Origin of the sequence: Gramella sp. MAR_2010_147 (assembly GCF_900105135.1) — a bacterium.
Taxonomy (GTDB): domain Bacteria; phylum Bacteroidota; class Bacteroidia; order Flavobacteriales; family Flavobacteriaceae; genus Christiangramia.
Genome location: NZ_LT629741.1, coordinates 1,679,866 through 1,694,293, shown reverse-complemented (window position 1 = coordinate 1,694,293; position 14,428 = coordinate 1,679,866). Strand labels below are relative to the sequence as shown.

Sequence of the window (14,428 nt, the reverse complement as noted above, 5' to 3'; positions counted from 1 at the left end):
CAATGATATTATAAGAGGGTAGTGTGGGTAAAGATTGGGTAAAACTGTTTTTACCCTTTTTCAATCTATTGCAATTGTTTCAAATACTTTTCTATTAAATTCGGTCGATCCTTACTGTCATAGTTGTTCAAAACTAATTTTCTGGCATTATCTTCATTTATACCCAAAGTTAATGCTAGTAATTTGTATTTTTTTAATTGAGATATCTCTTTTCTATCTATCAACTCCCATAGCCCTAAAGACTGGTTAATTATTTTAAATCTTTCGCTATTATTTAAGGTTTTACCCTCAATCGTGGCTTTGGCGGTTTTTCTAATTGGTTTTTGAAGAATGTTGATGCTTTTTTTTAGGCTGTTTATTTCTTTTGCTGAGGTTGCTCTTTTTAGTTTCAGGTGGACATGTTGACCTTTAAACATATTTCCCTCATGATATTCTTCTAAATTTTGTGGGAATTCTTTGCCGACATTATCACAATGCTCCATATAATCTTCCAAAATACAATGAATCCTTGTGATTTTCAATTCCAAGTAATTTAAGAAGATAAATTCAGTAGCATCTTCCAATTTTTCGCCGGTTATTGGATCGTTTATTTGCCCAGGAAATAAATCTGAAACACCAATAGCATAATCTAAATTAATCGCAAATTCTTGTTCTTCATATTGCAATAAATTATCTGCATTTTTACGAATAAGATAATAGTCTTTATTTGTGAATATTTCTTCGATAAAGGGATAGTATTCTTCTTCATATATATCTTTAAAACTTTCAAGTTTCATTTGAACAATTATTATACGTTGCCGTTACTAAACTAATGAAATAATTGCAATGATAACCTGCTTATTCATTTGAAGCATTTTTAATTACATTTAGATGAGGTTCCTTTTTCTCTTTGGCGTTTTGTTTTGCGTAGAAATCTGCAATTTGTTGAGCATAGTCCATAGAAGATTTACCTATATAGCCGTAAAACTGTTTTTCCGTGCTGTGGGCGGTTGTCTGCATTATTAAAGGAGTTGGTAATATGCCGTATTGATTGGTTGCAAATGATCGCCTGCAAACGTGTGAAGTAATTAATTCGTGTTTAGGAAATTCCCCTGTGATCTTTCTCTTTTTTCCTTTGCCTATATATTTGCCGTTTTCGTTTTTAGGCAATTCTTCCCCCTTTTCATTTACCATAGCAATCTTTGCGCCTGGTATGTATTCATTTATTTCAGCAATCTTGCACAATTCCTTTAAACCATTATTAAAATTTTGAATTGCAATTTTATAGGGTAATCCTTTTTTTAAAATTTCTTTGGTTTTGGGTAGGACTGGAATAGTAACATTTTTTCCTGTTTTTTGTTGTTTGAGTTCGATTAACTCTAAACCATTCCTAACAATAAAATTTTCCTGAGTAATATTTAAAAGATCACCACCTCTTTGCCCAATATTACAGCCTAATAAAAGCCATTTACGAACGTTTTGCAGTGCTTCGCTAACTAACTTAGTTTTTTCTATCTTTCTAAGTTCTGAGGGGCTTAAATAGATAATATAATCATTTGTAGTTTTTCCGCCTTTCACCTTTTTTAGTTGTGGACTGGTTTCAATTCCATTTACCTCAGCATCTGCACAAACAGATTTAAGATCGTCAATCTTTTTTCGTGCATAACCTTCTGAGTAGTTCTGTTCGTTTAATAGCCAGTTTAGAAACCTTTTGCCAAAGTTTATATCTACATCTTTAATTTTATATTTCTTATTGCCTTGAAACTTTTTAAATACGTTTAGGAGGTTGCTATATGATTTTTCCCGGCTCTTTGATAATCCTAAACCACCTCTAGAATTTTCGCGGGTTCCTGCCGTATCTATAACGTGCTGAATACAATCTATTATAAGATCGCTCTTCTGTTCGTCTTTTTGAGGGTTGTAGAAAGTGTAAATTGTTTCTTTTAACCAGTCTTTTTGGTTGGGTTCTGGCTTTTCTTCTTTGAATTTCCCAATTAGGTAGTTTTCAATTTTAGATAGTTCCTTATTGACTTCGGAAATTTCTTTTTTATCGGTTGCACTTACATTTCTTTTTTTATGCCGGGTTTGTTCCCAATAAACTTTTGAAACTTCAAATTGCGTTTTTGCCTGAAATTGGAATTTTTTGCCTTTTTGGTCGTGGTCTTGAAGCCGAACGGTTAAAGGTGCTGTTTTTCGCGTAGATCGGTATAAAAAATAAATGGTTGCCATAATAAATACATTTGAACATTGTAAATATATAAAATTGTACGCTCATTTGTACGCAGTAATTCTTATTAGTTCAATTTGTTTCTATTTTATTCTATTTTCGTTAAAGTGTTATTATACTTGCAATGATAGAATTTATAAGCCTTTCTATCTATTTTTGTTGTGGTGCGTAAATGTTAAAAATAGAGGTATTCAAGTCCCGTCCCGAGTACCAAAGACCCTCTTAATCATTTGATTTTGAGGGTTTTTTTGTTTTTTGTAATTTCCCAGAGTCACCTATATTATCTAATTTTCAGTATTCTCAGGCTTTGCTTATCTTCGGAAGCAAATTTATTTTTATGATCAAGAAGATACTCCTAATGGGAACGCTTGCAGTTTTTAGTGTCGGTTGCAAGACTTCTCAAATCCCTGAATCGACACCAAAACCTGAAAAAAAGGAATCAGATTTAAAAGAATATTCCAAAGTTATTACCAGTGAGGCCCAAAGTGATGAAGGTCTATTTACTACTCATTTCGTAGATGATAAATTGTATTTCGAAATTCCAATGGAGCTGCTGGAGAAAGATATGTTGCTGGTTAGCCGTATTGCCGGTGTACCCTCAGGCTTTGGCGGAGGTTATATGAATGCCGGCTCTAAAGTAAATGAGCAGGTTGTACGATGGGTAAAGCGAAATGGAAACATAGATATGAAGGTGATCAGTTTTGAAAACCAAAGTGATGAAGAATCACCTATCTATCAATCTGTTCAGGCGAATAATTTTTTTCCAATTTTATTCAGTTCCAAAATACAGGCCTGGAGCAAGGACTCCACCAGCGTGGTGATTGATGCAGGAGCTTTATTTGAAGAGGAAGTAGATGCAATTAATGGCGTTTCAGCAAATCTTCGGAAAAGGTACAAGGTGAAAAAACTTGATAAGAATAGATCTTATATTGAATCTGCTAATTCCTACCCGAAAAATATTGAGATAAAGCATGTGATGACTTATGAAGCTGAAACTCCGCCAGAACGAGATCAGGCAGGTACGATTTCCATGCTATTAAATCAATCGATGATCTTGTTGCCTGAAAATAAGATGCAGCCAAGACTGGCCGATTATAGGGTAGGCTGGTTTAGTATTGATAAATATAATTATGATTCAGATGAATTGAAGGCAGATGATTATGAGATCATTCGTCGCTGGAAGCTGGTTCCAAAAGATATAGAAGCATATAAGAGAGGGGAGCTTGTAGAGCCTGAAGATCCAATTGTATATTATCTTGATCCCGCTACCCCAAAAAAATGGCGACCTTATTTTAAGAAAGGGATTGAAGACTGGAATGTGGCGTTTGAGAAAGCAGGCTTCAAAAATGCAATTATTGCCAAGGATCCACCCACCAAAGAAGAAGATCCCGAATTCAGCCCGGAGGATGTAAGATATTCGGTAGTGAGATATGTTGCCAGTACTACCAGAAATGCAGTGGGGCCATCGGTTACAGATCCTCGTACCGGAGAGATTATTGAAAGTGATATTATTTGGTATCACAACCACCTTAGATCTTACAGAAACCGTTTTATGATTGAGGCCGGGGCTCAAAATAAGAATGCCAGGACTCTGAATACTCCTGAAAAGGAAATAGGAGAGATGATGCGAATGGTCATAGCTCATGAGGTGGGACATGCCCTGGGACTTCCTCACAATATGAAAGCCAGTTCAGCTTATCCTACAGATTCATTAAGATCGGCTGAATTTACTCAGAAATATGGCCTCACTCCTTCTATTATGGATTATGCGCGGGTAAATTATGTAGCGCAGCCTGGAGATGAAGACGTAAGATACATAAGGATGATGGGCCCTTATGATCTTTATGCAATTAACTGGGGCTACAGGTTTCTACCGGAGGCAGCTTCTGCACAGGAAGAAAAATCTACGTTAGATAAATGGATTCTGGATAAAGCAGGTGATCCTGTCTATGAATTTGGAAATGGATATTCTGGAGCAGATCCCCAGTCACAAAGAGAAAGTTTAGGTGATGATCAGGTGAAGGCGAGTGAGTATGGAATTGCAAACCTTAAAAAGGCGGTGCCCAATCTTATCGAGTGGACATCAAAAGATGGATATGCTTACGATGACCTTGAGGAGGTTTACCGTGAGCTAAGTTATATGTGGAGAGGTTATATTTCTCACGTCATCACTAATGTTGGAGGAGTGTATGAAACTCGTAAGACTTCAGATCAGTCTGGGGCGGTGTATGAACCGGTGCCTGCAGAAATTCAGAAGAAAGCAGTAAAGTTTCTGAATAATGAAGCTTTTAGTACGCCTTCCTGGATGCTGGATCAGGAACTTTTAAGTAGAATTGAGATTTCAAAAGCGAGAGAAAGAATTCAGTCGTTGCAAACCCGCGCATTGGAAAATTTACTGGAAAAAGACCGGCTAAAAAGGATGATCGCTAATGAAGAAACCGCAGAGAAGTCTGTTTATACCACGATAGAAATGCTTGACGATCTTCGTGAAAACATTTTCAGCGAGTTATATAGTACTCGTAAAACAGATGCTTATCGCAGAAATTTACAGCGATCTTTTGTAGATGTGGCCGCTTCTTATGTAAAACAACTTGAAAGTCGTGAAAATGATGAAGTTCTTAAATCTGATATTATGGCGCTTATGAGAGGTGAATTAAATCAGCTTAAAAGAGACCTTAACAGGTTAAAAAATCGCGGAAATCATTCTCTTACTAAATATCATTGGAATGATCTTGTAGCGAGAATTGACGAAGCGATATTAATAGATAGCTAGATTGGCATTAACGTAAATAAGAACGGTCGTCTGTGAATAGACGACCGTTCTTATTTGTAGAGAAATCATTACTGCAATAAAATAATGTGTAGATATTAAATAGATTAAAATATTACTGAAATACCGTATTTCCTAGTTGGGCGATATTATAAATTGCGGCATGAAATTTTATTATTCAGGAAAGAGTCCCGATATACACGGTGTCATTATGATCCATGCTGATGACTGCAAAAGCCTGCCAGATGTATTGAACAGAGTTTATCTGGGGATTTTCCCCAATGGAAACCTTGCAACTAGTTCTGCAATAGTAAAACTTCAGCTTTCTAAAGTTAATATATGTAGTTGTTGTAATTAATCTTTTTGAGGTTTTTAAATTTCACTAAACCGTCATCCACCTTGGTAGCCGCTTAATTTTAAATAAATTCATCCTAACTTTGTCTAACTTCTGGTTATTATGAATAAAATAGAGCAGGTTTTACAGGATCATCATATACGTCCTACGGCTATACGACTTCTTATGTACAAATTTCTAAATGAAAGAAATGTTGCCGTAACTCTGAATGATATAGAATCGGGTTTTGATAAATCTGAACGTACTACCCTCTATCGCACTATTAAAACTTTTGAAAAGCACGGGCTCGTACATCAAATTGATGATGGTACGGGTGTTGCTAAATATGCTTTGGACGAACCTGAACAAGGTACAGGCGGCTCTCAAGATCTCCATCTTCACTTTCACTGCACAAATTGCAATGAAACAATTTGTCTTACCGATCATAAAATCCCGCATATTAGTTTGCCAAAGGGTTTTGTTACTCAGGATATGAACCTTGTTTTAAAAGGTTCCTGCGATAAATGCAGTACTGATTAATGCACTTAAGTTGCATTAATTTCCACTTAACTTAGCTCTTAATTTCAGATAGGTCTGAAAACTAATTAGTTTAAAAATAAAGCTTGATGTCTGGACATAATCATGGGTGTTGTGAACCTCATAATGATGGAATATTTGGAGATAAAACAGAACTTATCCTTGCAATTTCCAGTGGAGTATTCTTATTAACAGGTTTTTTGCTGGATAACTTCAGTGAATTCAACTTTATATACATTCTTATTCCTTATTTGATCTCTTATGGCTTTGGAGGTTACTATACATTAAAGGAGGCTGTCCAGGAAATTTCTAAAGGGAAATTTCAGATAGATTTTCTAATGCTGATAGCTGCGGTAGGCGCGGCTCTTTTAGATAAATGGGCTGAAGGAGCCTTGTTGCTTTTTCTATTTAGCCTGGGGCATGCACTGGAACATCTTGCAATGGCGAAAGCTAGAAAATCTATTGAATCTCTTACTAATCTCTCTCCAAAGGTCGCATTAAGAAAAGAAGGGGATGATTTTGTTGAAGTAAATATTGGGAAATTAAAGATCGGAGATTTGATAAGGATCAGGCCAAATTCTACTGTAAGTGCTGATGGGGTTCTTATTAATGGAAGCACGAGTATTAACCAGGCACCCATTACAGGAGAAAGTATTCCGGTAGATAAAGAACCAATCAGGGATAATAATATCGAATTCACATCTTTTGAAGAAATTCCTGAAAGAAGTAGAGTGTATGCGGGGACTATTAATGGGAACAGCAGCATAGAGATAAAGGTAATAAAGGAATCTCAGGATTCAACTTTGAACAGGCTTATTACAATGGTTCAGGAAGCGCAGGAAAAGAAATCACCAACGCAACTCTTAACCGATAAGTTTGAGAAATTTTATGTGCCGGGAGTGCTTATATTGATCATACTTTTGAATTTTGCCTTTCTTATAGTAGACGAAACGTGGCAGGATAGTTTTTATCGTTCTATGGCAGCGCTGGTAGCTGCTAGTCCCTGTGCATTGGCTATTTCAACCCCCTCAGCGGTATTAAGCGGAATTGCCAGAGCAGCGAAGGGAGGCGTGCTAATAAAAGGAGGGAAGCCATTAGAAGACCTGGGAACTCTACGGGCTCTGGCTTTTGATAAAACAGGAACGCTAACCGAGGGAAAACCAGAAATGACCGATGTTGTTCTTTTAAATGGTCTCTCCAATGATGAGTTTCTTCAGAAAGTAGTTGCACTGGAAAGTTCCAGTAATCACCCTTTAGCCAAAGCTGTAGTTCGGGATGGGAAAGCTAAAATTACAATACTTAACGGACTTCCTGAAGTTTCAAATTCTGAAGCAATTCAGGGTAAAGGAATTAAAGGGATGGTCAATGGCGAAACGATTCGTATAGGAAATTTGGAGTTATATGAAGAAATTTCTGAAGTTCCTCTAGAGATACAACAAAAAATAAAAGTCCTTGAGAAAGAAGGTAAAACGGTAATGCTTGTTCAGAATAATAATGAATTCAGCGGGATTCTGGCTTTGATGGATACTCCAAGAAAATCTGCCAAACCTACCCTGTCGAAACTTAAAAAGATAGGTATTCGAAAAATGGTCATGCTCACAGGAGATAACCAGGAAGTTGCCAATGCCGTTGCTTCTGAAATAGGATTAACCGATGCCTATGGAAATTTACTGCCAGAAGAAAAGGTAGAGCGTATTAAAAAACTTGAAAAGGAAGAATCAAAGATCGCAATGGTAGGGGATGGAGTAAATGATGCTCCGGCAATGGCAAATAGTACGGTTGGAATTGCAATGGGTGCTGCCGGCAGTGATGTGGCCCTGGAGACTGCAGATGTTGCTCTAATGGCAGATAAGCTGGAAATCCTTCCTTTTGCAATAGCCCTGAGTAGAAAGGCACAGCAAATCGTGAAACAGAATTTATGGATTAGTCTTGGTGTGGTAGCCCTGCTATTACCTGCAACAATTTTTGGATGGGCCAATATTGGGATCGCTGTTGTGTTTCATGAAGGGTCTACCATTGTGGTGGTTCTTAATGCATTACGCTTACTTGCCTTTAAAGATAAGTACAGCAATATTTAAAAAATCTTGAGCTTTTCTGGTAAAATAGGATTAAATCCAATATTTTTGATTAAATTTTGGAATTCTTCCTAATAAATCAATTATGGGCACACCTGGATCTATAGAGATCAAGCACTTTAAAGAAGTACGTGAAGAGAACAATTTTACACAGTCTGAATTTGCCAGTTTAATCGGTATAAAAAATTCCACTGCAGATATAGAACGTGGAAGAACCAAGCTGTCTGGTAAAGTAGTTGCAGAATTGCTTCGTCAATTTGCAATTAATCCTCTGTGGTTATTTGGAGAAAGCGGGCAGAAGTACCTGAAAATTTCTAAAGGAGATGTAAGCCCTAAAGTGGTGACCGTAGATAATGCCGATAATGAAAATATTGTTCTTGTAAATCAAAAGGCAGCAGCAGGCTATCCTCATAATGTTCAGGATGTTGAATGGTATAATCAATTACCGGCCTTTGATATTCCTCTTCCGGAATTCCGGAATGCGACTTACAGAGGTTTTCAAATTGAGGGAGATAGTATGTTGCCAGATTACAGGCCGGGAGAATGGGTGATGGGAAAAGCCGTTTCCAGTATAGAAGAGGCTAGTAATAACAGGGTTTATGTTATCGTAATGTATGATTCAGTACTGGTGAAGAAGCTTCAAAAAATGCCAGATCCCACCAAGGTCTTGTTGATTTCCCTGAATGAAGAATATCTTTCCTTGGAGATCAATGTTCATGATATACAGGAGATATGGCAGGTAAATTCTAAACTTACTTTTAATCTGGATAACCCATCTAATAGTGGGTTATTTCAGGAGTTACAGCAATCTATGAATGAACTTAGGAGAGAATTAAAATCTTTTAAGCAATAATAAAAAAGCCCTTTCAATTGAAAGGGCTTTAAATTTTTAACTAAGAACGATTAGTAGTCGTCATTACCTTCTACTTCGTCTTCAACTTCATTAGCTGCATTTTTCACGGCATCGCCAGTTTCATTAGCAGCATTCTTTACGGCGTCACCTGCGTCATCAGCGGCTTGCTCAATATCGTTTCCAACACTGTTATTGTCATCATTCATGTCATCCATATCGTCAGATACATCATCCATATCATCAGACATTTCCATGTCATCTGTTTCATTCTCTTTTGCTGTGTCTCTACATGAAGTAAAGAAAACTCCCATAGAGAGCATTAAAGCGAACATTACTATTGGTTTTTTCATCTTTTTAAGTTTTTGGAGTTAGTTATTATATTAATGTAAATGTGCAGTTATAACTGCGAAGGCTAAAATCTAATTATCGTCGCCTATTTTTTCTATTTCTTCGTCAATCTCTTTATTTACTTCTTTATCTACTTTTTTAGCAGTTCTTTCAAGAATCCCCTCTCTTTCTTCTGCTTCTTCAGGGGTTTGTACTTTTTTCTCTACTTCAACCTCTCTTACAATCGTTTCTTTCTCTGTGGTGTCTCTACAAGAAATAAGTACCGAAGAGAACAGTAATAGCCCACTGGCTAAAATTGATAAACGTTTCATGGTTCAATAGTTTATTTGGTTATTTTAAATCGAAATTACAATTTAAACCAATTGTAAAACTATATTTTACTTTTTTTTAGCAAAGAATGTTAAGGTCTTTTTAAGACTCGTTTAAAGATATTTCTGCAGAATACGAGTGGCACCGGTATTACTGTTAATGAAGTGACCAGCTATCATTCCGGTCTTTTCCCTAAATTCAGTATTTGAACAAAGCCTGGTCATAATAGCTGAAAACTCATCAGAATTTTTAACAGAAAATAGTCCAGCCAGCTGTCTTAATCGCTCAGCTTCAAGGAATCTATCAAAATTTTCCCCTATAATGATCGGAATTCCAAAGGTTGCAGGTTCCAGAATATTATGGAGTCCCGTAGTTCCTGCAGCTCCGCCAACGTAGGCAATATCAGCATAACTATAGGCTCTTCCCAGTAACCCAATAGTATCCAGAATGAATACTGAATGATCTTTGAGACCTTTAGCTTCCTTTTCAGAATATTTTATACTCGGTATTTTTAATAGGGCTTCAAATTTTCTGATTTTTTCTGGTTTGATCTCATGCGGAGCAATGATGAATTTGATATTTGAAGAATTATTTATGAAACTGGTAATTAATCTTTCGTCTTCAGGCCAGGTACTGCCACAAACCACAAGTAGACTGTTCTGTTTAAATTCTTCAATGAAATCAATTCTATTATCAGTTTCTATTTGCGCAGCAACACGATCAAATCTGGTATCGCCACCTATGCTTGCATTATTAAAACCAATAGAATTCAATAGCTCTTTAGATTCTTCATTCTGAACGAAAAAATGCTCAAAAGCTTTTAAAGATGGAACCATCCATTTTCCATAAGGTTTAAAGAAAGTCTGGTCCTTTCTAAAAACTCCGGAAACCAGAAAGGTTCTAATTTGTCTCTCTTTTAATTTATTCAGGAAATTAGGCCAGAAATCATATTTGATGAAAAATGCCATTTTTGGCTGAAGTATATCTATAAATTTTTCGGCATTTTCCGGGGTGTCCAGTGGGAGATAGGTAAAATGGTCTACTAATGGATGTTTCTTTTTATTCTTATAACCAGATGGTGAAAAAAAACTAACCACAGTTTTCGTTTCGGGATATTTCTCTTTCAGCATTTTTAAGACCGGAACGGCCATTTCGAATTCCCCGAGAGAAGCTGCATGTATCCAGATGTGCTCCTTAGATTGGTCTATGTTCTTTATCAATTTGGGAAAAAGATCCTCCCGGCCCTCTATAAATTCTTTTAGTTTAGGACTGAAATTTCCTGCCGATTTAAGAACGACTCCGCTTAGTTTCACCAATACGTTGTATATTCTATGCACACTAAAAACTTAAGGTTGCTAAAATAGGCCTTTCCCATTAAATGGATTGCCAGAAGGGGCTATATTTCGTATTTTCGTAATCCTGAAAAATATTGTAGATGAAAAAGATTCAAATGGTTGACCTTAAGGGTCAATATGAAGGTATAAAAGATGAAGTAAATAAAGGAATGCAGGAAATACTGGAGGAAACTTCCTTTATAAATGGTCCTCATGTTCATGCTTTCCAGAAAGAACTGGAAGATTATTTAGATGTAAAGCACGTAATTCCCTGTGCTAACGGAACTGATGCCCTTCAAATCGCTATGATGGGACTGGGTTTAAAACCGGGAGATGAAGTGATCACTGCCGATTTCACCTTTGCAGCTACCGTTGAAGTCATAGCGTTACTTCAATTAACGCCTGTGCTTGTTGATGTAGATCCCCAAACCTTCAATATTGATCCTGAAGAGATCAAAAAAGCAATAACACCCAATACCAAAGCTATTGTTCCTGTTCATTTATTTGGTCAAACAGCCGATATGGATGCTATTATGGAGATCGCTAAAGAGCATAATTTGTATGTGATTGAAGACAATGCTCAGGCTATAGGTGCCGATTTTCATTCTAAAAATGGAAAAATTCAAAAGGCCGGAACGATTGGAGATGTTGCTGCCACTTCATTTTTTCCGTCTAAAAATTTAGGTTGTTATGGTGATGGGGGTGCTATCTTCACCAATAATGATGAGCTGGCACATACCATTAGAGGAATTGTGAATCACGGCATGTATGAACGTTATCACCATGATGTTGTTGGAGTGAATTCCAGACTGGATAGTTTTCAGGCTGCCGTTTTAAGGGCAAAACTTAAAAAGTTGGATATATATAATGAAGCCAGGAAGGAAGCAGCTTTAAAATATTCGAATGCATTTCATGGAAATGTAAATATAGAAACTCCGGTGAGAACTGGCGATTGTGATACACATGTATACCATCAATATACATTGAAGATCAAAAATGATAAAAGGGATGCACTTGCCAAATACCTTCAGGAAAAAGGAATTCCTTTTGGGATCTATTATCCAATTCCATTACATCGTCAGAAAGCATATCTGGATGAGCGGTATAAGGAAGAAGATTTTACGGTTACCAATCAGTTAGTGAAAGAGGTAATTTCATTACCAATGCACACAGAAATAGAAGATGATCAAATAAAATATATCACCGATACCATTCTTGAATTTTTAAACTGATTCTATATACTTTGACGTGAAAAAATCCGGCTACCTGCCGGGTTTTTTGTTTTAACGACAAGCTAAAAACGATGAGACGTAATTTCTGTATATTGCTGAAACCTTAACCACTATTTATTTGAAATTTATGAAAAGACTTTTTACTATTGTTGCAACCTTAATATTTACGGTACATCTTTCTGCTCAGGATACTTATATTCATGCAGGAAAACTGGTAGACACAAGGAACGGAAAAGTTCTCAATGATCAAACCATCATCGTTTCAGGAAATAAGATTAAAAGTGTAGAGAAAGGATTTGTAGATCCGCCTTCTACCACAGATAGTTTAATTGATCTAAAGAGTAAAACGGTATTACCGGGACTTACAGATATGCATGTACATTTGGAGAGTGAAACAAATCCCAGTAAATACCTGCAAAGGTTTACAAATAATCCGGCTGATGATGCTTTTAGCTCAGTAAGCTTTGCTAAAAAAACATTAATGGCCGGTTTTACCAGTGTTAGAGATCTGGGAGGGTCTGGTGTAAATATCGCACTACGAGATGCTATTAATAAAGGAAATATCCCTGGTCCAAGAATTTTTACCGCAGGTAAATCTTTAGCAACAACTGGTGGACATGCTGACCCTACTAATGGAATGAATAATAATATGATTGGGGATCCGGGTCCAAAAGAAGGAGTGGTGAATAGCGTTGAAGATGCTCGTAAAGCTGTTAGGCAACGTTACAAAAATGGGGCAGACCTTATAAAAATTACCGCAACCGGAGGTGTTTTAAGTGTAGCGAAAAGTAGTTCCAATCCGCAGTTTTTTGATGAAGAGATCGAGGAGATTGTAAGAACAGCAAAAGATTATGGATTTCATGTTGCGGCTCATGCCCATGGAGATGACGGGATGCAAAGAGCAGTTAAGGCTGGTGTAACAACTATTGAGCATGGTACTTTAATGAGTGAAGCAACGATGGATCTCATGAAAGAAAAGGGAGCTTATTTAGTGCCAACCATTACTGCAGGGAAAGAAGTGACAGAGAAAGCCGAGATCGAAAATTATTATCCCGAACTGGTGGTTCCAAAAGCAAGGGAAATTGGACCTAAAATTCAGAATACATTTTCAAAAGCATATAAAAGAGGCGTGCCAATTGCATTTGGTACCGATGCCGGTGTATTTAAGCATGGTAAAAATGCCAAAGAATTTGGATTTATGGTAGAAGCAGGGATGCCTGCAATGGAAGCAATTCAAGTGGCTACTATAATCCCGGCGAAGATCCTGAAAATGGAAACGGAAAGCGGGCAAATAGCTCCGGGATTCTTTGCTGATATTATTGCAGTGGATGAAGATCCTACTCAAAATATTAAAACCATGGAAGATGTGAAGTTTGTGATGAAGGAAGGAAAAGTTTACAAAAACAAGTAATTTTCGTCAATCTAAACTTGTTTCATATTCTTCAGAAAAGATACTGAAACAAGTTCAGGATGATAAAATATACAAAAAAAGCCTGATCGTTTGATCGGGCTTTTTAATTTTCTTCAGAAGATTTTTTTTATTTATTTGATCTCTGCGGAAGAAGTTTCCATACTTCTGTCAATCTTCTTAACTAAGCCCTGTAATACTTTTCCAGGTCCAACTTCTACAAATTCAGAAGCTCCATCCTTAATCATGTTTTGAACAGATTGAGTCCATTTAACGGGAGCGGTTAATTGAAAAACCAGATTCTTTTTGATCTCGGCAGGATCATTTACAGCAAAAGTGCTTACATTTTGATATATAGGGCAAATTGGCTTATTGAAAGTTGAGTTTTCAATAGCTGCGGCAAGATCTTTTCTTGCAGGTTCCATTAATGGGGAGTGAAAAGCTCCTCCAACCGGTAATATCATGGCTCTTCTGGCGCCTCTTTCTTTCAGGTTTTCACAGGCTCTTTCAACCGCAGCATACGCTCCAGAGATCACTAATTGTCCAGGGCAGTTATAATTTGCAGCGACAACGATCCCCTCGGTTTCAGAACAAACAGACTCAACCATTTCATCTTCAAGGCCAAGAACTGCAGCCATGGTAGAAGGTTCTATTTCACATGCTTTTTGCATCGCCTGTGCTCTTTGAGAAACCAGTTTTAAACCGTCTTCAAAGCTTAATACACCATTGGCAACTAAAGCTGAAAATTCCCCAAGCGAATGACCTGCAACCATATCAGGTTTAAAATGATCGCCCAGTACTTTGCTTAAAATTACAGAATGTAGAAAAACAGCGGGTTGAGTAACTTTTGTTTCTTTAAGATCTTCTGCAGAACCTTCAAACATAATGTCTGTAATAGAAAATCCTAATATGTCATTTGCTTTGTTAAACAGTTCCTGTGCTTCAGGAGATTTTTGAAAAATATCTAATCCCATTCCCGAAAACTGGGCTCCCTGACCGGGAAATATGTATGCTTTCATAAA

At 36.9% G+C, this 14,428-nt stretch carries 13 protein-coding genes; 7 read left to right on the top strand and 6 right to left on the bottom strand.

The annotated features are described in order from the left end of the window. Positions 1-65: 65 nt before the first annotated feature. Both BLT95_RS07640 and BLT95_RS07635 read right to left on the bottom strand, forming a co-directional pair. Positions 66-776 carry a hypothetical protein gene (locus BLT95_RS07640; protein WP_089665514.1) on the bottom strand — a complete coding sequence of 237 codons (711 nt, stop codon included), beginning with the start codon at positions 774-776 and terminating at the stop codon, positions 66-68. Between the two features lie 61 nt (positions 777-837). Continuing rightward, positions 838-2,208 (bottom strand): phage integrase SAM-like domain-containing protein, encoded by a 1,371-nt coding sequence (locus BLT95_RS07635; protein ID WP_089665513.1) that lies wholly within the window; start codon positions 2,206-2,208, stop codon positions 838-840. Positions 2,209-2,543: 335 nt separating this feature from the next. Here BLT95_RS07635 and BLT95_RS07630 point away from each other — a divergent pair, with 335 nt between their 5' ends. The 5 genes from BLT95_RS07630 (at position 2,544) to BLT95_RS07615 (ending at position 8,775) form a co-directional block, all read left to right on the top strand. After that, the gene (locus tag BLT95_RS07630; RefSeq protein WP_089666875.1) at positions 2,544-4,979 is read left to right on the top strand and encodes a zinc-dependent metalloprotease; all 2,436 of its coding nucleotides are present in this window, start codon (positions 2,544-2,546) and stop codon (positions 4,977-4,979) included. A gap of 160 nt (positions 4,980-5,139) precedes the next feature. Then, positions 5,140-5,334, top strand: a complete 195-nt coding sequence (locus tag BLT95_RS14305; RefSeq protein ID WP_157718028.1) for a hypothetical protein — start codon at positions 5,140-5,142, stop codon at positions 5,332-5,334. A 99-nt stretch (positions 5,335-5,433) separates the two neighbouring features. Next, the gene (locus tag BLT95_RS07625) at positions 5,434-5,850 is read left to right on the top strand and encodes a transcriptional repressor (RefSeq protein WP_089665512.1); all 417 of its coding nucleotides are present in this window, start codon (positions 5,434-5,436) and stop codon (positions 5,848-5,850) included. Positions 5,851-5,936: 86 nt separating this feature from the next. Continuing rightward, positions 5,937-7,925, top strand: a complete 1,989-nt coding sequence (locus tag BLT95_RS07620; RefSeq protein WP_089665511.1) for a heavy metal translocating P-type ATPase — start codon at positions 5,937-5,939, stop codon at positions 7,923-7,925. Positions 7,926-8,007: 82 nt separating this feature from the next. After that, complete coding sequence (locus BLT95_RS07615) at positions 8,008-8,775, top strand: LexA family transcriptional regulator (protein WP_089665510.1); 768 nt, start codon at positions 8,008-8,010, stop codon at positions 8,773-8,775. A 50-nt stretch (positions 8,776-8,825) separates the two neighbouring features. On the opposite strand, the gene BLT95_RS07610 is transcribed toward BLT95_RS07615, so the two are convergent. The 3 genes from BLT95_RS07610 to BLT95_RS07600 form a co-directional block, all read right to left on the bottom strand. Then, a complete protein-coding gene (locus BLT95_RS07610) occupies positions 8,826-9,125 on the bottom strand; it encodes a hypothetical protein (protein WP_089665509.1) in 300 nt (99 codons plus the stop codon). Positions 9,126-9,194: 69 nt separating this feature from the next. Beyond that, the gene (locus BLT95_RS07605) at positions 9,195-9,434 is read right to left on the bottom strand and encodes a hypothetical protein (protein WP_089665508.1); all 240 of its coding nucleotides are present in this window, start codon (positions 9,432-9,434) and stop codon (positions 9,195-9,197) included. Between the two features lie 111 nt (positions 9,435-9,545). Beyond that, positions 9,546-10,769 carry a glycosyltransferase N-terminal domain-containing protein gene (locus BLT95_RS07600; RefSeq protein ID WP_089665507.1) on the bottom strand — a complete coding sequence of 408 codons (1,224 nt, stop codon included), beginning with the start codon at positions 10,767-10,769 and terminating at the stop codon, positions 9,546-9,548. Positions 10,770-10,867: 98 nt separating this feature from the next. Between BLT95_RS07600 and BLT95_RS07595 the strand changes: the two genes are divergently transcribed. Next, complete coding sequence (locus BLT95_RS07595) at positions 10,868-11,998, top strand: DegT/DnrJ/EryC1/StrS family aminotransferase (RefSeq protein WP_089665506.1); 1,131 nt, start codon at positions 10,868-10,870, stop codon at positions 11,996-11,998. 127 nt (positions 11,999-12,125) lie between these two features. Then, positions 12,126-13,409 carry an amidohydrolase family protein gene (locus BLT95_RS07590; RefSeq protein ID WP_089665505.1) on the top strand — a complete coding sequence of 428 codons (1,284 nt, stop codon included), beginning with the start codon at positions 12,126-12,128 and terminating at the stop codon, positions 13,407-13,409. 131 nt (positions 13,410-13,540) lie between these two features. Here BLT95_RS07590 and fabD read toward each other — a convergent pair whose 3' ends face one another. Next, a complete protein-coding gene (gene fabD, locus BLT95_RS07585) occupies positions 13,541-14,425 on the bottom strand; it encodes an ACP S-malonyltransferase (RefSeq protein ID WP_089665504.1) in 885 nt (294 codons plus the stop codon). Positions 14,426-14,428 lie beyond the last annotated feature (3 nt).